General features: G+C 47.6%; 13 protein-coding genes, 11 tRNA genes and 1 pseudogene. 4 read left to right on the forward strand and 21 right to left on the reverse strand.

Translation table 11 applies throughout. The features are described from left to right. The 3 genes from AC0YNV_RS39745 to AC0YNV_RS39755 form a co-directional block, all read left to right on the forward strand. Positions 1 to 247, forward strand: a 247-nt coding sequence (locus AC0YNV_RS39745; protein WP_475772978.1) for an SDR family NAD(P)-dependent oxidoreductase, incomplete at its 5' end; no start/stop codon positions are given. 185 nt (positions 248 to 432) lie between these two features. Continuing rightward, on the forward strand, positions 433 to 1,512 hold the full coding sequence (locus AC0YNV_RS39750) for an oxidoreductase (RefSeq protein WP_475772979.1): 1,080 nt from the start codon (positions 433 to 435) through the stop codon (positions 1,510 to 1,512). Between the two features lie 271 nt (positions 1,513 to 1,783). Further along, positions 1,784 to 2,635: a hypothetical protein gene (locus AC0YNV_RS39755; RefSeq protein WP_475772980.1), complete on the forward strand. Its 852-nt coding sequence runs from the start codon at positions 1,784 to 1,786 to the stop codon at positions 2,633 to 2,635. A gap of 156 nt (positions 2,636 to 2,791) precedes the next feature. On the opposite strand, the pseudogene AC0YNV_RS39760 reads toward AC0YNV_RS39755, so the two are convergent. Then, a pseudogene (locus AC0YNV_RS39760) lies at positions 2,792 to 3,388 on the reverse strand (recombinase family protein). Between the two features lie 513 nt (positions 3,389 to 3,901). After that, complete coding sequence (gene glmS, locus AC0YNV_RS39765; protein ID WP_475772981.1) at positions 3,902 to 5,734, reverse strand: glutamine--fructose-6-phosphate transaminase (isomerizing); 1,833 nt, start codon at positions 5,732 to 5,734, stop codon at positions 3,902 to 3,904. Between the two features lie 218 nt (positions 5,735 to 5,952). Here glmS and AC0YNV_RS39770 point away from each other — a divergent pair, with 218 nt between their 5' ends. Next, positions 5,953 to 6,210: a hypothetical protein gene (locus AC0YNV_RS39770; RefSeq protein WP_475772982.1), complete on the forward strand. Its 258-nt coding sequence runs from the start codon at positions 5,953 to 5,955 to the stop codon at positions 6,208 to 6,210. Between the two features lie 2 nt (positions 6,211 to 6,212). On the opposite strand, the gene AC0YNV_RS39775 is transcribed toward AC0YNV_RS39770, so the two are convergent. The 19 genes from AC0YNV_RS39775 to AC0YNV_RS39865 all read right to left on the reverse strand — a co-directional run bounded on the left by AC0YNV_RS39775 (position 6,213) and on the right by AC0YNV_RS39865 (position 18,548). After that, on the reverse strand, positions 6,213 to 6,470 hold the full coding sequence (locus AC0YNV_RS39775; RefSeq protein ID WP_475772983.1) for a hypothetical protein: 258 nt from the start codon (positions 6,468 to 6,470) through the stop codon (positions 6,213 to 6,215). 101 nt (positions 6,471 to 6,571) lie between these two features. Further along, entirely contained in the window at positions 6,572 to 7,918 is a 1,347-nt protein-coding gene (gene glmM / locus AC0YNV_RS39780; RefSeq protein ID WP_475772984.1) for a phosphoglucosamine mutase, read from the reverse strand. Positions 7,919 to 8,062: 144 nt separating this feature from the next. After that, positions 8,063 to 9,826 (reverse strand): CdaR family protein, encoded by a 1,764-nt coding sequence (locus AC0YNV_RS39785; RefSeq protein ID WP_475772985.1) that lies wholly within the window; start codon positions 9,824 to 9,826, stop codon positions 8,063 to 8,065. Next, entirely contained in the window at positions 9,819 to 10,658 is an 840-nt protein-coding gene (cdaA, locus tag AC0YNV_RS39790) for a diadenylate cyclase CdaA (protein ID WP_210047176.1), read from the reverse strand. The genes AC0YNV_RS39785 and cdaA overlap by 8 nt, the downstream gene beginning before the upstream one ends. Positions 10,659 to 10,889: 231 nt before the next feature. After that, complete coding sequence (locus AC0YNV_RS39795; protein ID WP_475772986.1) at positions 10,890 to 11,513, reverse strand: zf-HC2 domain-containing protein; 624 nt, start codon at positions 11,511 to 11,513, stop codon at positions 10,890 to 10,892. A gap of 115 nt (positions 11,514 to 11,628) precedes the next feature. Beyond that, positions 11,629 to 12,195 (reverse strand): RNA polymerase sigma factor SigW, encoded by a 567-nt coding sequence (gene sigW / locus AC0YNV_RS39800; protein WP_475772987.1) that lies wholly within the window; start codon positions 12,193 to 12,195, stop codon positions 11,629 to 11,631. 226 nt (positions 12,196 to 12,421) lie between these two features. Continuing rightward, complete coding sequence (gene ppc / locus AC0YNV_RS39805) at positions 12,422 to 15,229, reverse strand: phosphoenolpyruvate carboxylase (protein ID WP_475772988.1); 2,808 nt, start codon at positions 15,227 to 15,229, stop codon at positions 12,422 to 12,424. 286 nt (positions 15,230 to 15,515) lie between these two features. Next, positions 15,516 to 15,589 (reverse strand) — tRNA-Gly (locus AC0YNV_RS39810). A 7-nt stretch (positions 15,590 to 15,596) separates the two neighbouring features. Continuing rightward, positions 15,597 to 15,673, reverse strand: a tRNA-Pro gene (locus AC0YNV_RS39815). Between the two features lie 27 nt (positions 15,674 to 15,700). Continuing rightward, positions 15,701 to 15,777 (reverse strand) — tRNA-Arg (locus AC0YNV_RS39820). Between the two features lie 6 nt (positions 15,778 to 15,783). Next, positions 15,784 to 15,858, reverse strand: a tRNA-Gly gene (locus AC0YNV_RS39825). 356 nt (positions 15,859 to 16,214) lie between these two features. After that, positions 16,215 to 17,075, reverse strand: coding sequence for an ABC transporter ATP-binding protein (locus AC0YNV_RS39830; protein ID WP_210047180.1), 861 nt, complete (start codon positions 17,073 to 17,075; stop codon positions 16,215 to 16,217). An 809-nt stretch (positions 17,076 to 17,884) separates the two neighbouring features. After that, positions 17,885 to 17,969: transfer RNA gene (locus tag AC0YNV_RS39835), tRNA-Leu, on the reverse strand. Between the two features lie 36 nt (positions 17,970 to 18,005). Further along, positions 18,006 to 18,081, reverse strand: a tRNA-Lys gene (locus AC0YNV_RS39840). 8 nt (positions 18,082 to 18,089) lie between these two features. Further along, positions 18,090 to 18,164 (reverse strand) — tRNA-Gln (locus tag AC0YNV_RS39845). Positions 18,165 to 18,170: 6 nt separating this feature from the next. Beyond that, positions 18,171 to 18,246 (reverse strand) — tRNA-Val (locus AC0YNV_RS39850). 10 nt (positions 18,247 to 18,256) lie between these two features. Continuing rightward, positions 18,257 to 18,331, reverse strand: a tRNA-Glu gene (locus AC0YNV_RS39855). Positions 18,332 to 18,391: 60 nt separating this feature from the next. After that, positions 18,392 to 18,467, reverse strand: a tRNA-Thr gene (locus AC0YNV_RS39860). 5 nt (positions 18,468 to 18,472) lie between these two features. After that, positions 18,473 to 18,548: transfer RNA gene (locus AC0YNV_RS39865), tRNA-Asn, on the reverse strand. Between the last annotated feature and the right edge of the window lie 34 nt (positions 18,549 to 18,582).

The raw sequence follows: 18,582 nt of genomic DNA on the forward strand, positions 1-18,582 counted from the left end.
GCTTCTTGCTTACGATGCCTCGAAGGCGGCAATGAATACCTTTACGACTCATCTTGCACATGAGCTTAAGGATACACCAATCAAAGTGAATTCTGCTTACCCGGGTTGGGTGAAGACTCCAATGGGCGGTAAATACGCTGATATGGATCTTGAAGATGGCGGTAAGACAAGCGTGATGCTTGCCACGTTGCCTTCGGACGGACCGACAGGCAAGTTCTATCATATGGACACAGAGTTACCTTGGTAATAAGGTAGTTAATAGAAAAAAGTGGTGATTAATGCGGCGAGCGCTTTCCCAATATAACGGGAGAGCGCTCGCCTGATTAAAGCGAAAAAATGATGTTAACTTGAATGATATAAGGTTTAAAAGCTTGCTGCTTTTTTTATCGCTTTTATGATGCATAGGCTAAAAACCACAAGGGGTTGAGAATAATGTCAACAGTTAAATTTGTTGTTTCACCATACGCAATTAATAATGTTGAATTAAAAAATCGTGTCGTACTTTCTCCCATGACTCGCATGTCTGCAGAACTCGATGGGAGAGCATCTGTAAAGATGGTTCGCTATTATTCAAAGTTTGCCGAAAATGGGTTTAGTCTTATTATTACCGAAGGTGTATATACGGATGAATTACACAGTCAAGGATATTCAAATCAGCCTGGACTGGTAAACGAATCACATGTACATTCATGGAAATTAGTCACAGATGCTGTTCATGCAAAAGGCAGCAAAATAATTGCTCAGCTGATGCATGCTGGTGCTCTTTCTCAATTCGCAAATGAAACGGTTGCTCCTTCCGCAGTCAAGCCTATGGGTGAAAAACTTGCTTTATTCGGCGGTAGCGGAGAATTTGTGATGCCACGAGAATTATCAGTAGATGAAATTCAATTAATCATTGAAGGCTTTTCAAACGCTGCTTTAAATGCTCAAAAGGCCGGTTTTGACGGCATTGAGATTCATGCAGCAAACGGATATCTGTTAGATCAGTTTCTAACAGATTACACCAACGAACGAAACGATGCATATGGCACTACTACAGAAAATCGTGTCCGACTGATTAGGGAAGTTATTAGAACGATAAAGAAGAATGTCAGTGAAAATTTTATAGTCGGCGTTCGTATATCGCTTGCAAAAGTGAATGATTTTACGCACAAATGGTCAAATGGTGCAGAGGATGCCAGAGTAATTTTCGAGAATATAGGAGCAGAAAATCCCGATTATATTCATACTACAGATTATCAAGCACTCAACCCTGCGTTTAGTGAAAGTGATTTAACACTTTCTCAACTGGCAAAAAAATATGGAAAGACAACCGTAATAATTAATGGCAATCTTGATCAACCCGATGATGCTGAGAAGGCTCTTGCTCACGGAGACTTGATATCCCTTGGTAAAGCAGCTCTTGTGAACCATAATTGGATTGTTAAGGCTAATTCTGGAGAAGCTATTAAGACCTTTACTGGTGAATTATTTGTTCCTGATGTCACCATAAAAGACCAAGAGATCAATTAAAGAATAATATTTGAAGAGGACGCGCAAAGTACGTTCTCTTTTTTTTTGCGTTACTAACCTAGTCAGGGCTGCTGCTCTAGAACAGTCTCTACCCTCAGGACGCTGGCAGATGTAACTCAAAGTTGGGGTTAAGGAATCCGAATCCAATTCGATCAAGTTGGGAATATTAATTTGGGTAACAATTGCTTATCAATGGTAAGTAACCCTTTGTACCCTAGAAATGGTCTGTCACCTGGAAAAAACAATTTAATTGAAAGAAGGGGGGTTTCCAATGCCTAATTATGTTTGGTACCTCTGCCTTGGCATTATAAGCATCATCGTTGACGTATTTACAGTTATAAAAACAAAGAAAATCAAATTAATCAGTTTACTTTTTGGGATGATTGGAGTCGGATATTCCGTCGAATTTTTTATCTGTAAACTTTTTGACAGCTATCGATATATCCCCGATATTCTTGATGATTCTTATGACGATAACATTCTTGGCGCAATTGCATCCAATGCGTTTTCTTTGCCTTCTGCTTCGATTGTAATAGCCGGTTTTTATTTAAACATTGGATGGATTGTGTTATTCTCCGGACTATTTTTCGGAATAGAGTTTCTTTTCCTCAAGCTGGGTATTTATGAGCACAATTGGTGGAAATCTATATATACATTTGTTGCCCTTCCGTTTTATTTCGGGTTCGCAAAAATCTGGTTTCGAAAAATGGAAAAGAACCTTCACCCTCCTCTATACTTTGCAACGCTATGCTTCATTATTTTCAGCATTCGCGTATCCATGGATTATGTACTCTACGCAATCATAAAGAGTCACCTTTTTTTAATCGGATGGTTTGAGAACCCGTCTCGGGATAATACCGTATTCTCTCATGTTCAGTGTTTTTTAATTAGTATTTTAATCGTTATCCTATTTACGCTTAAACTGCGCCTATCCGTTAAAATAGTCCTCGTCTTCCTGATATCTGGGCTTGATTCTTTAATATTGGTTTCATTGGGTATTTTACATATGAAGTCTTGGGATGTGTTTTTTACATTTTCGGCAAACCTGATTGCATTCCTTATCCTGTTTCCGTTCAGTTGGTCTTTATTATCATATAGGGGTCACCTCCCGAAACGGAAATAATCGTACGCTAAGAGTCATTGGCGTAGCGGCCTTACCGGGGTCTACTTGGTTGCTCTGGTGCCATGAGTAGAAACAGTCCAAATGCTTGACTAACATTAGCTGGTTTTGGTTCATCTTATGAACAAATGAATATGTACCTACCTATTGCCATTATAGTTATGATGACTCATATTCCTTCATACGCCGGTAAAATGTCCGATGTTTCATATCTAAGGTCTTCATTGCCGAAACAGCCGTTATCCCCCGCCCTTCCATTCCTTATATATCTGAATAAAGTTGGAATCGATCTCCTGCTTGGGCCTTCCAAACTTTACTCCACCCGCCTTGGCAACTTCTATCCCTTCGGCTTGCCGCTGCCGATTCTTATTACGCTCCTGCTCGGCCACATACGCCAGTAAGCTTAAAAATTGATCCTCCATCACTTTCCCAAAATCGCCCATCGTCCGAAACTTCCGTGAATCAAGCAACGTTTGATTATCCAAGCAGACAATATCTGCACTCATCTCCCGCGTAATATACTCCCATTCGGCAATAATCCCGTCATAATCACGGCCCAGCCGGTCGAGCGTGTCGATATAAATTAAGTCGCCTTCTCGAATCATTAATCGTATGGCCTGATACCGCGGCCGATTAAAATCTTTTGCCACTTAATTTGTCGACGAATACGTAACGCTCGTCAATCCCAAGTTCCCGGAATTTGATCAGCTGCCGCTCCGGATTTTGATCTTTTGCCGAAACCCGCCCATACCCCATCTCTATTTGTTAAATTCCTCCATTTTTCATGCATTGTATATGTTAAAAAAGACGGTTCGCATTATTTTCTATAACATTCTCATATTCACCGTACAGCATCATCACCCGCTAATGTAACGCCGCTATCCACTCCAGATTCACTGTCTTACATTTTGTATCATAGCGATTTATTTTCAATTTTATAAATTCAAGAATCTCATCCTGATCTTCTAGTTTAAGCTTTCTCCGTTCTCCAATTGTGGACAAGTTGATGATACCTCCTCCTTAAAAGTCCCGATGTGTCTAAGCTCATCGGGACTGAATTCAGCGGTTCCAAATTTTTCTACTGGTTCCGTTGCCCTGAGTATAAGAACAACCTAAGAAATAACCCGGTTACACATTTTATTTTGCAGTTACAAATTTCTTTTAACAGTTACAATCTTTATTTTGCAGTTACAAACAATACGCATTCACTTTTCATGTAGTTCCACACTTTTTTATCACCGAACAGATCAAAAACTAAATTGTTGCCCTCTACTCCACAGTCACACTCTTCGCCAAATTCCTCGGCTTATCAACGTCATTTCCGCGCGCAAGCGAGGCATAGTATGCCAGGAGCTGCAGCGGTACAACTGACAGCGCCGGCGACAGAAGCGGCAGTGTCCGGGGAATCGCGAACAGCTCATCGATCGATTTTCCGACCTCGACCTCGGTTCCTTCATTAACCAAACCGAGTACATGTGCGCCGCGCGCTTTTACTTCTTTAATGTTGCTGAGAGTCTTCTCGTACAGATCCTCCTGGGTGATCAGCGCAATAACCGGAATGCCCTCTTCGATCAAAGCGAGAGTACCGTGCTTCAGCTCGCCTGCCGGGTATGCCTCCGAGTGAATGTAAGAAATTTCCTTCAGCTTGAGCGAGCCTTCCTGAGCAACTGCGAAGTCAATGCCGCGGCCGATGAAGAACAGATTGTCGTGCTTTGCCAGTGATTCCGCTACCTGCTTCAGCACTTGTGCTCTCTCCAGAATGCTCTCCACCTGCTCCGGCAGCTTCTGCATAGCGGCAAGCACATCAGCAATCCAATCCTTATCGCGCGTTCCAAGCGTATCCGCCAGGAATAAACCATACAGCATAAAAGCAATCAGCTGCGAGGTATACGCTTTTGTCGATGCAACTGCTATCTCAGGACCCGCCTGCGTAATCATCACATCGTTCGCTTCACGCGACACTGAACTGCCCACAACATTCGTAATAGCCAGCACGCGCGCGCCGCAGCGTTTTGCTTCACGCAGGGCAGCCAGCGTATCCGCCGTTTCACCGGATTGGCTCACAACTATGACAAGCGTTTCAGGCGTTATAATCGGAGAACGATAGCGGTATTCCGAAGCGACATCAATCTCAACCGGAATACGGGCCAGACTTTCAATAAGCGATTTGCCAACCATGCCTGCATGGTAAGCCGTTCCACAGGCGACAATATGCACATTGCGAATCCCGCGGATCTGCTCCGGCGTCATGCCGATTTCCTTCAGTTCCACCGATCGTCCGTCTGCCGAAATTCTGCCCATCATTGTGTCACGATAAGCTTTAGGCTGCTCATATATTTCTTTCAGCATAAAATGATCAAAACCGGCTTTTTCCGCCGTTGTCAAATCCCAATCGACATGAAATATTTCCTTGGAAATAACTTCGCCATCAATCGACCTTAATTCGACGTTATTATTCGTCAGAATAGCCATTTCACCATCATCTAAAATGTAAACATTGCGTGTATGCTCCAAGATTGCCGGAATGTCCGAGCCAATGAAATTCTCGCCTTCCCCGATGCCGATCACAAGAGGACTTGCATAACGCACGGCGACCAGCCGGTCCGGCTCGAATTCCGTTAACACGCCAAGCGCAAAAGCGCCACGCATCCGTTTCACAGCACGCTGAACGGCTTTAACGATGTCTCCGTCATACTCCTCCGCGACCAGGTGAGAAATCACCTCGGTATCCGTTTCCGACAGAAAATGATGCCCTTTTGCAATTAATTCATCCTTCAGATCGAGATAGTTCTCAATAATGCCGTTATGCACGACCGAGAATTTGAACGAATTGTCGGTATGAGGATGGGAATTCTCATCGGATGGCTTGCCGTGCGTCGCCCAGCGTGTATGTCCGATCCCTACTGAACCGCGAAGCTCGTCTCCAACAAGCTTTTCTTCCAATGCGGCCAACCGGCCTTTGGACTTGCGTACTTCCAATCCCTTATCCGTGAAAACGGCAATACCCGCAGAATCATAACCGCGATATTCCAGTTTTTTCAATCCATCAATCAAAATTTGCTGCGAATCCCGTTTACCGATATATCCTACGATTCCACACATTTTAATAGACCTCCGTTTGGGGTAGTATTCCCGAAAGAAACGGATGCCAACACATTTGTGGGACAGCACAGTCTATGGTTGCTGTCGATTTCAGGAAAGCATACGATTAGACCGTATACCAGCTGATATTTCAAGAAACCGTTCGTCTTATGCCACCCTCTTCAGTTTGGCATCGTAAGCAAACGGGCACAAATAGCATGTTTCAAGCATACTTAAAGATGAGCGCACAACAGCCTCCGTTGCTGCTTGCGCCTTCAATCGTCACTATCGCATCTTACCGACCCTTTGTACGACTGGTCGCCCTGTCGATTTGGGAATCGGCTTTCGGTCAAATGCATAACCGGGAGGTCCCCGCCGAACAATCCGAACACCTCCACCTCGTCAGCTTGCCGCTGTCCACCGCAGGAACGTTATACAAAATCAAAAATAAACCGTTCTGCAGCAAGACGATCACGCGCAAGCTCTGGCGCTTGTAAAGCTAATTGGCCGCTATCCTCGCTTTCATTTCTGGAATCATACTTCTTATCATATTCATTTTAACCGAACGGTGCAACTGCAAAATTTTCAACACATTTACATTCACAACATTTTCCCCTAAAATATTCCCTTCAATCAAGTATCGGCCCACTATTCTCCAACCATCGGAGCAAAGGAGGATATACGATTGATGCGCAGTGTCCCGCTTCAAAGCGCTTGCTTTAACAAAATAAAAAGGCGGTTCTAATGGCGCATTCATCTTCTGCGCCCTTGGAACCGCCCGTCCGAAACTTTATAATTCATTATTCCATGAGGCTAATTATTCATTCCATTAATCCGTAATGCCGTGAATAATAAATCTTATACCCCGCCAAGCTCGGCTCTTACCGTATCTGCGATCTGCCTCACATACGCTTCCACCTGGCTTTTGTCCGGACCCTCCGCCATGACGCGGATCAGATGCTCTGTGCCCGAAGCACGTACAAGCACACGCCCATTGTCACCCAGCTCCTGCTCCGTTTCCGCGATAATAGCAGCAATAGCGGCATTGTCCTTGTACATCGTCTTATCGGCCACGCGCACATTGACCAGCACCTGCGGGAACTTGCGCATCAGGTTCTTCTGCTGACTCAATTTTTGTCCGGAGCCCACCAATGTGTTAACAAGCTGAAGAGCCGTAAGAATGCCGTCTCCAGTCGTATTGTGATCGAGAAAAATAACGTGGCCGGACTGCTCTCCACCCAGATTGAAGCCGTTACGGCGCATTTCCTCCATCACATAACGGTCGCCAACCGCCGTCTGTGCGGTCTTGAGACCATGCTTCTGGGCAGCTTTAAAAAATCCGATATTGCTCATTACGGTCGTTACAACCGTATCGCCCTTCAGTGTACCTTCGCGTTTCATCGCATCAGCGCATATGCAAAGAATAAAGTCGCCATCGACCTCTTCGCCATTCTCATCCACTGCAATCAGCCGGTCCGCGTCGCCATCAAAGGATAATCCAAGATCGGCGCCATGCTTCAGCACTTCCCCGCGCAAATATTCAGGATGCGTGGAGCCGACGCCGTCGTTGATATTAAGCCCGTTAGGTTCAGCGCCGACTGTGATGACCTCCGCACCAAGCTCACGGAATACCGTCGGAGCGAGCGAGTAGGCGGCTCCATTGGCGCAATCCAGGACAACCTTAAGACCCATGAATGAATGCTTCACTGTTGTTTTTAGAAAATCGAGATACAATCGCTGCGCATGCACATCCTCGGTCACGGAGCCAATCCCTCCGCCTTCCGGACGAGGCAACTGGTCTGTCGCTGCATCCATCAGCCGTTCAATCTCGAGCTCCGTCTCATCCGTGAGCTTGAAGCCGTCACCGCCAAAAAATTTAATTCCATTATCCTCAACCGGATTATGCGAAGCCGATATCATAACGCCTGCATCCGCGCCCATGATGCGCGTCAAATAAGCGACGGCCGGCGTAGACACCACTCCCAAACGTACGACGCTTGCTCCGATAGACAGCAACCCTGCAATCAGGGCCGCTTCAAGCATAGGGCCGGAAATCCGGGTATCAAGTCCAATAAAAACCTTTGGTCTCTCAGCCTTGCCGGCAAGAACATAACCGCCGCAGCGGCCGATTTTATAAGCGAGCTCCGGCGTTAATTCGCGGTTGGCAACCCCGCGCACACCGTCTGTTCCAAAATATTTTCCCATTGTAGAGTATCCCCTTTTAACCTTGAATTCTATATCTTTATGAATAATGACATTATTTCCTATGGTATAAGATACAGCAGCATTCTGTTTCTATGTATAGGTGAATACTGCTCAAAGAGCATCACGAATGATCAATGTATAGGTTTATGGATTAGTTCCGCTACCAGCGCTGCTTTCCCCACTATCAGGCTGCCCGCTATTCGTTCCGTTACCGCTGCTGCCATCACTGCTGCTGTTATTACTACTATTATTTCTACTGTTATTACTACTGCTATTGCTGCCATCACTGCTGCTGTTATTACTACTACTGCTATTGCTGCTGTTACTGCCGTTGTCATTGGGATTCGTGCCTGGATCTGCACCCGTATCCGCATCCGTTCCTGAATCCGGGGAATCTTCATTCCCATCCACAGAGCCGGGGTCGACGGTTCCCGAGGAACCGTCAACCCCACCACCTGAACTGTTCGCCGGATTATTGCCTGAATCTGCACTGCCAGTCCCTGCCGGAGTACCTGGATCTTCATTAGCCCCAGTATTCCCCGCACCCGTATTTCCTGCTTCCCCGGGATTCCCCGTATTTCCGGTCCCGGCATCCCCTGTCTCATTCCCCGTCGTATCTGTAGAACCGTCTCCGGTCCCGGGGTCCGTTCCGCCAGCGGGCGGATCGGTTGTTGCCGCTTCATCCGTAATCTCTATTGTGACCGTAATCGGAATGGAGCTTGTCTGCTCAACAAAGCTCGGCAAATGCACATCCAAAGGCACAATATGGCTTCCCGGGCCCAAGCCATTCAAGTCGGCGATGAGCTGAATATCGCTGGCTCCGACACCAGCCAGCACGCTTGTTGCCCCTCTTACAGGCAGATCGACGGTTCCCGTCTCCGGAATAGTAATCTTGGCCTTCAGTCCATCAGAGAGTGAGATGAAGGTCACCTTCAGCTGCGTGAGTGTCTTAACAGATATCGGTACTAAGGTATATTTTATCGTCACCTTCGAAGGATCGACTGACACAATCCCTTCTTTTGGAGGGATATTGAGCTCAATCGTACCTGATTGAGACAGCTTCGACAAGTCCACATTAATACCATCGTAAAAATCATACTTATCGAGCTCGTCCTGGGGCCCATATATCGATACCTGATCCACGCTTGGGACGAATGTGTCCATAGCCAGGCCATCCGGCAGCTTGCCGGTCAATCCAATTTGCAGAGGCACCCTTTTGAATGGCATCGTAATCGGAATCTCTACCTCGACAACACTTGGAGTGGCAATGGCTTCGGGCATTTCCTGGCCTTCTTTGTCCAGCACAACGACCTTGACCTTCTTCTCGCTGATTGTCGATTCTTCATCTTCCACGGATACCTTGCCCCCGACAAAACCGACATCCTCCATGATACCCTCCGGCAGCGTGACATGAACGCGGTTGTTAGGCTTCACGATCGGCTGACCGAGCTTATATCCGTTGGCAGGCGTTCCCTCCGTCTGCACCTGGAACTCAAATTCCTTCGTAATCAACCGCTCCAATACGACCGTAACCGTGCTCGGCTGCTTGGACACAATCTCCATGCCCTTGGGCTTGCTGATCGAGATAGGAAGCACCTGGCTTCCTTCCTTGGCCTCGCTCACGTCTACAGTTACTTGAAAGTCATCCGGCGTCGTTTGCAGCAGGCTCGATCTGGGCGCCCGAACCGTCAGCTGCACAGCCGTTGGCTCGACCAGACGAAGCGAATAATTATTCTCATCAAGTCCAACTGCTTTCACCTGCACCGCTTCATAATCCTTGACCTCCGTAAGGGAGGCGACTGAATTAGGAGACCGTTCGGAATCAAAATGGACGACTGCCCACAGCAGAATGCCAAGCGCGAGCGAAATGATTTTCAGAGCGGTTGGATGACTGAGCCATTTATCCATTCTCTTCGCCCCCTTTCCGTCTCCAGAAAGGCCGTTTCGATCCTGTATTCTCTTGTGCCTTGGGATTCGGATTAAGCTCCTCAAACAGCTTGGAAATCAATGACTCTTCCTTGATATCGCGGACAATCATGCCCCCCACAGCCAGCGAGACCTGTCCCGTTTCCTCCGACACGATAACCGAAACCGCATCGCACACTTCCGTAATGCCGATGCCGGCACGATGCCTTGTTCCAAGCTCCTTGCTGATAAAAGGATTCTCCGACAAAGGCAAATAACAGCCAGCCGCCATGATCTGATTGCCGCGCACAATAACCGCACCGTCGTGAAGCGGCGCATTAGGGATAAAAATATTAATCAGCAGCTCGGAGCTGACCATCGATTCCATTCGAATACCCGACTCAATATAGTCGGAGAGGCCTGTGCTGCGTTCGAATACAATCAATGCCCCGATTTTGCGTTTCGCCATATAGTTGACGGCTTTAATCATTTCCCCGATACGCTCGCTCACATCACGTTCAACTACGGAAGAGCGGGCAAATAGCTTGCCTCGCCCCAGCTGCTCCAGCGCACGCCTGAGCTCCGGCTGAAAAATAATCAGCACCGTCACGACCCCAAAGGTAAACATTTGGTTCATTAACCATTTAAGTGTATACAAATTAAACCAGGTACTAATGGCCCATGTACCAACGAGAACGAATATTCCTTTGAGAAGCTGGACCGCCTTGGTGCCGCGTACGAGCAGAATCAATTTGTAAATAATATAACTGACAATGGAAATGTCGATAATGTCCTTGATCCAATCTTTCCAGGTCAAATCTGCGAAATAGCTCATATGTCAGCCCCCAACAACCAATTGCACAGGTCCTCTATCACATATATCGGATACTTAACCTTATTATCTTCTAGAAAAGAGGATATAAACCCTTTTTTTGCGTTAAGAATTTATCAGAATTTTAATATTCTTCTGTTTGCCTTGGCGGGCAAACTCTATCCACCTCCTATAGCTACCCTTTAAGCAAGCTTTGGGCACAAAAAAACCTCCCGCATGAGGGAGGCAGTGGAATCAATAAGCCAAGCTGCTGATCGAATGTGAAACTTTGTACCAAAACCAGTCAAGCGCTTGGTCGATTGTTTTCACTTTCCCCGAGATATGGGCCGTCGACGCTTGGTACAGCGAGCCCTCGATAACCGTCACATCTCCATTCACTTCGCCCAGTACGTTGGCTTTTCCATTCTCTATAATTAAATTGCCGTTCACATGCGCGCCTGCTGGAACAGTCACGGTATCCCCGTTGATAACCACGTGGGAAAGATCCGTTCCACGCACCGTCAAATCTGTATTCTCTTCCCACATGGCAAGTGCGCTTGAGAACATCACAAGAGCAAAGACTGCCGCTACCGCGATAGCAGGGTGATTGCGAAGCCAGCCGGCCCAGCTTGGGCGGTTCCGCTTGACAGGCAGCGCGCTCATGATCCGAAGTTTAAGATCATCGGCTTGTGTTTCCTCAGCTTGTGGTCGAAAATCAATCAATTTATGGGTGAGCGCTTCTGTTCGCTCCAACTGCTCGAATCGTGCTCTACATGCCGGGCAGGAGAGCAAATGGTTCTTTAGCTGTAAGACATCTTCGCGGGGAAGCTCGTCGTCTAGATAATCATGCATCCATACAATGGCGACATTGCAATTCATAGCAGCCATTCCTTTCTTCAGTGTAACTCACAGCAGTATACGATACGTATGGTCGACGATGATGTTTCACTTTTTTTGAGAATCCGCTACGGTCATCTCTTATCCTGACCCTTGCTTATAACTTATGCTCGAGCTTCTTGCGGAGGAACTCCCGGCCGCGGTGCACACGTGTTTTCACCGTCGTAACCGGCATTTCCAGCACATCGCCAATCTCCTGCAGGGACATCTCCTGAAGATATCGCAGCACCATCACAGATTTATACTTTGCCGGCAGCGTCTCAATAGCCTGGTGGATAATACGCTGCGTATCCGACAGCAGCAGCTCGCTCTCCGGCGTCTTGTCCTCGCTTGGGATCATCGCGTAACCATCCAGACCCTCGTGCTCACTGGATTCGGCATCCAACGAATAAACCGGCTTCCGCTTACGAAGCCGATCGATGCACAGATTCGTCGCAATCCGGTAAATCCAGGTCGAGAATTTCATTGTATCATCATAGCGATCCAGATTTTTGTATACCCGCAGAAAAGCCTCCTGAACGACATCCTCCGCTTCCTGGCGGTTATACAGCATCCGGTATGCCATATGGTACAGCTTATCCTGATACATATCGACGATCTCCGCAAAAGCCCGCTGATCGCCTCTTAGTGCCAATTGCGCTAACCGCGCCTCAACTGATTTCACTGTTTCTCCTCCAGACACGCCGCATGCTCCAACTCCCGTCCGGTTGAACGTGCGGCTGCACCGATCCTGACAAGGATCGAACCGATACCTGACGCTCATGCAAAAACATTATGATACTTATTTGAATCCTGATTAACTCTGGAGTATACGTCAAAGGACCGGACGTAAGCGGAGGGACTCCTGCCGCCGGGCGTCCGGCCCTTTAAACAAACGTATCGGTTATTGATCAGCCCGTATTGCGAAGGCCGGCTGCAATGCCATTGATAGTCAGCAGCACCTCACGCAGCAGTTCCGGATCATCCTCTTCACCACGGGCTCGCGCCTCGCGCAGCTCCAGAAGAAGCTGTACCTGCATGTAGCTCAGCGGATCCACGTACGGATTGCGCAGGCGGATTGATTCTTGAATAACCGGCACATTATCCAGAATTTCAGCTTGACCTGTTATTTGTAGAATGAACGAAGACGTCCGTTCATATTCCTCTTTAATTTGTGTGAAAATACGCTCCCGGATCGTGCTGTCCGTAATCATATCCGCGTATTCCGCGGCGATCTGCAGATCCGCTTTGGCCAGCGCCATTTGCAAATTATCGATCAGAGACGTAAAGAACGGAAACTGCTCATACATTGCGCGCAGTGTTTCCAACCGTTTCTCATCATCCTGCACATATTCCTGCAGCGCCGTACCGGCCGCATACCAGGCCGGCAGCAAATAACGGCTCTGCGTCCAGGCGAATACCCACGGAATCGCCCGCAGATCCTCGAAACGGTCACTGTTCTTCCGCTTCGATGGACGGGAACCGATATTAAGCTCTCCGATTTCCGGCAGCGGTGTAGATTCCTTGAAGAAGGTCAGGAAGTCTGGATCCCGGAAAATCAGATCCTGATATTTGCGCAGCGCAGTTTCCGATATCCCTTTGGAAATTTCATCCCACTGGGCTACATCTGCAGCTTCCTGCTCCGGATAATTCGCCAGCCGCGCCGCGGTTATCAGCGCCCAGGTTGCTTGCTCCAGACTGCGGTAAGCAATGCCTTTCATGGAATAGCGGGACGAGAGCACTTCGCCCTGCTCCGTTATTTTGATTCCTCCGCCTACCGTATGCGGCGGCTGTGCCAGAATACTGCGGTTCAACGGCATTCCGCCTCGTCCTAGCGCACCACCGCGACCGTGGAAGAATTTCAGCTTCACATCGAATTTCTTCGCCGCGCTTGTAATGGCATTCAATGCCACCCGCAGCTCCCAGTTGGCGGTAACAGCTCCGCCGTCTTTGTTGCTGTCAGAATATCCCAGCATAATTTCATGCAGGTTGCCTCTGGCCTCAATCGCCTTGCGGTATACCGGCAGTTCAAACAACTTCTCCATAATTGCGGGGGCTTCATGCAGATCATCAATGGTTTCAAACAAAGGAACAGCCTGCAATGTGCAGCGGATATTCCCTCCGGTCTCCTGGCGGAACAACCCGACTTCCTTCGCGAAGACCATTACTTCCAGCATATCGCTAGCGCCCTGTGTCATACTGATCAGATAGCTGGAAATACAGTTATCGCCAAACTCTTGTTGGGCGCGATAAATCGTACGATACACATCTAGACACTCCTGCGTTCCTTCCGAATATTCAAAATGAGGGGAAGTCAGCGGACGCGGATCATTCAGCAAGCGATGAAGCAGCTCAATTTTCTCTTCTTCATCCAGCGAGCCGTAATTCTCCACGATGTTCATATTGGCTAACACTTCAGTCATCGCATTCTCATGCTCTTGGCTGTGTTGACGCACATCAAGCGCGGCAAGATGGAAGCCGAACAATTCCACTTGGCGAATCAGCTTACGGATATGCGTATCAGCCACATAATCGGCAAAGTGATGGCGCAGACTGCGGTCGATAACGAGGAGGTCTTCCTTCAACTCATCAGCGCTGTTGTAACGCAGCGGAGAGTTTTTCAGCGTATCGTTATGCGTATTTACAAGCTTCTCAATCATATAGCAGAGTTTAATCTTATATGGCTCATTCTCATTGCGCCACAGCTCGATAGTGCGAAGCTCCACATGCTGGCGATCCCTTTGAATGGAATCCACCAATTCTTCAGAGATTGTTACGATATTCGTGCTGAAGCTCAGCTGCCCCATCAATTCACGAAGCAATTCATCATATTTCTCAAGCACAAGCTCACGTTGAAGCGTCAGGGTCTCCCAGGTAATTTTTGCCGTAACCGATGGATTGCCGTCACGGTCGCCGCCGATCCAGGAGCCAAATCTCAGGTAAGCAGGCACATGCCAGCGCTCATCCGGATAATACTTGTCCAGGCAGCGTTCGAGCTCTTCATATACGCTTGGGAGCACTTCGAAGAGAGTCTCGTCAAAATAATACATGCCATTGCGCACTTCATCGATAACGGTCGGCTTACGATCGCGCAGCTCATCCGTTTGCCAAAGCGTAAGCACCTCGTTCAGCAGCTTCTCACGAAGCTTCTCGCGTTCACGGTAGGTGAGCGACGGATTGTCGAGCTCCATAACTTCATGGGCGATGCGCTGATGGATGTCCAGCACGGCACGACGAGTGGCTTCCGTAGGATGGGCAGTCATGACCAACTCCAGGGAAATCCCCTCGATCATCGTCTTGACCTCATCAACGGCAATTCCTTGCTCCCTCAGTACCTGAACAGCGCTTTCGATGGAACCGGGCTGAACAGTTTCTCCTGCAGAGCGTTCATAGTCCCGTTTGCGCCGTATGCGGTGGTTCTGCTCGGCAATGTTGACAAGCTGAAAATAAATTGCAAAGGCCCGGATGACTTGATGGCGAATTTCAGGGCTTAGCGCGTCAATAACTTTTTTAAATTCATCAAAAAGCTCCGGAAGAAACTCAGCCCGCAGCGCCTTGCTCATTTCACGAATTTTCTCAACGATCTCAAGCAGTTCATGCCCGCCTTGGTGAACGAGCACATCGCCCAATATATTCCCCAGAAAGCGGACATCGCGCCGTAATAAATTGTTTGAGTGCGGCCGGTTGGCCGTCACAGCAGATGATTCTTGTTCCGACATCTTGATCCTCCTCAGATTCTGCTTAAAGCAAAACCTTTCCATAACGTATTTAAATCCGACAGATAAAAGTAACCATAGAAGGTCCAAAGGTTAGCATTCCATTGCATCACCGATTACCGTCAGCAGAGCTTCGCAGACGGTTTTTTCACTTTTATTATCATACTACAAATTACGGAGCGGTTGAAGCTTTTTCATGGATGTACCTAAAAATCCCGTCGAATCCTGTAATACTCTGAAATGTAAAAAAAAGAAACCCTGAGATCAGAGTTTCCGGTTATTTGTTTAATGGAGCGGGTGATGGGAATCGAACCCACGCTATCAGCTTGGAAGGCTGAAGTTCTACCATTGAACTACACCCGCGCAGAAATGGTCGGGACGACACGATTTGAACATGCGACCCCCTGGTCCCAAACCAGGTGCTCTACCAAGCTGAGCTACGTCCCGTCAATGATTTCTGCAATTTTGTGAAAATGGCGTGCCCAGAGAGATTCGAACTCCCGACCTTTTGATTCGTAGTCAAACGCTCTATCCAGCTGAGCTATGGGCACTAATTATGGAGCGGAAGACGGGAATCGAACCCGCGACCCTCGCCTTGGCAAGGCGATGCTCTACCGCTGAGCCACTTCCGCATGTTTTGTGTCAGTCGCTTTATCTCAAGCGCGACAAGTAATAATATATCACGCTAACTGGGAGAATGCAAATGTTTTTTCAAAATAAAAATATTCAGATTATTTAAACGCATATTTCTAATTATTCCCATGTAAAAGGCAACTTAGTCCTGCTCTTTATAATTTATAGCCCTTTATAAATCTCATGCTTATTGCTTTGTTCCATTCATAATCACCAACAGTAGCATACAAAGAATTGCAGGTAGTCCCTATGTATAAAAAGGACAGCCCGATGCGTTTAACGGCATCAGCTGTCCGAATTGCCAGTTATGGCCGCATAGAAGCGCATCAGAGCTGTTTTATAGCATCAGAACATCTTAAGCTCCAGCAATGGCCATTAATGGCAAATTAACCTCTTCCTGCTCGTGATTCGCCTCTGCTGAAAGTTTATCCTGCCCTGCCAGGGAGTATGGCAGGCAAAGCGGCAGGCCAGTCCGGGGATCGGGAATAATATCCGCTTCAATGCCAAAGACATCACGCAGCACATCGGGGGTCATAACAGCACTAGGCGCCCCTTCACCCGATACTTTACCCGCCTTGATCGCGATCATATGATGCGCATAGCGGGAAGCGTGATTCAGATCATGCACCACCATTATGATTGTGCGGCCTGAGCTTGCATTGAGCTCCTGCAGAAGTTCCAGCACTTCAAGCTGATGAGCCATATCAAGGAAAGTCGTAGGTTCATCAAGGAACAAAATATCAGTCTGCTGGGCAAGCGCCATTGCGATCCATGCTCTCTGGCGTTGACCACCGGACAATTGATCAATAGGACGATCTACAAATTCAGTCATTCTTGTTGATTCAATGGACCATTGAATAATGGACCGGTCTTCGCGGGTTAAAGAGCCGAAGCCTTTTTGGTAGGGAAATCTGCCATAAGAAACGAGTTCAGATACAGTCAAGCCATCGGGAGCGGTCGGGTTTTGAGGTAAAATAGCGAGTTGTTTTGCTACCTCACGCGTCGATTGTTTGTGAATGGATTTGCCATCCAGCATAACTGCTCCGTTAACCGGAGACATGATTCGCGCCATGGTTTTCAATATCGTGGATTTGCCCGAACCATTAGCGCCCACCAGGGCTGTTATTTTCCCTTGTGGGATGGCCACGTTGAGATTATCCACAATAAGTCTGTTCTCATAGGCGATGTTTAATTGCGATGTCGTCAACCGAATCACTAAAATCCGCTCCCTTCAAAACCCTTGCATTTATTTGATAGTGATAATTATTCTCATATCATATAAGAATGATAACCATTCTCAAGTCATTCGTCAAGAGATGTTTTAATTTTCCCTCGAAATATTATAGACGATGTTACATTTTCTAGAACTCCATACTCAGCTCATGCACGGAGTCTTATTTCCTCAACCATGCGGCATAGAGATCAATAATTCACTATCCATCTTTCGGGAGGGTATTGGTAAGCGCCAGGAGATGTATAACGACGTTCTGCATCGTTATTCGAGGTACTCTCGGCAAGGTCGATGAACAACGTCTCTAAGGAATCTTGGATCTACACAACGGGTCCCCCTGAATCAAGCCGCTGCCGCTAACTGCAAAAGCCGACACGGCAAGAAGTATCAAAAATGGGCAAGTTCCGATCGATCGGATCGGCTGAACTCGTTCCTACTGTCGAATTTCCAAAGCCACGGCTGCAGCTGCCGGTGAAATTGTTGCAGCCGGCATGAATATGGGGTTTTATCAGCTGCGTAGAGCATACAGGGGTCAAAGCTTCATCGCTGAAATTGCAGCTTTATGGAGAATGCGTCAGCGAGTGAAATTAAACCGACATTCTCCGATAAATCCCATTTGGTTTATTATCGACCCCGTCTAAAAACATGAAAATCCGACTGTTCTTGAAAGAACAATCGGATTTTCGTGTTTGGCTGACTTAACTCATATCATTATTAGGTGGTCAATTTGCAGAACGTACGGACTGCTTCAGAAAATAAAATAACCCTTGAAATCTCAAGGGATTGAATTCATATGGTGCGCGTAGAGGGACTTGAACCCCCACGTCGTGAAACGCCAGATCCTAAGTCTGGTGCGTCTGCCAATTCCGCCATACGCGCACGTTTGTTGCAAGTCCATTTTCAGTAGGCAGAAAATGGTGAGCCATGAAGGACTCGAACCTTCGACACCCTGATTAAAAGTCAGGTGCTCTACCAACTGAGCTAATGGCTCAAAATAAATGGCTGGGGATTCAGGGATCGAACCTGAGAATGACGGAGTCAAAGTCCGTTGCCTTACCGCTTGGCTAATCCCCAGCATTATGGTGGAGGCTGACGGGATCGAACCGCCGACCCTCTGCTTGTAAGGCAGATGCTCTCCCAGCTGAGCTAAGCCTCCAAATATGCAGTGGTGACCCGTAGGGGAATCGAACCCCTGTTACCTCCGTGAAAGGGAGGTGTCTTAACCGCTTGACCAACGGGCCGCGATAGCTGGCACTCCGAATTCCTTTCGGAGCCTGCTCATAAAACCTTACCCATTAAAATGGAGCTCTCAACCGGATTCGAACCGGTGACCTCATCCTTACCATGGATGCACTCTACCTACTGAGCTATGAGAGCAAGAATGGCTCCCCGAACAGGACTCGAACCTGTGACAACTCGATTAACAGTCGAGTGCTCTACCAACTGAGCTATCAGGGAACGGTAATACTTCGGGTTGTTACACCCTGAAAAC

It is taken from the genome of Paenibacillus sp. JT31N11, from assembly GCF_056269285.1.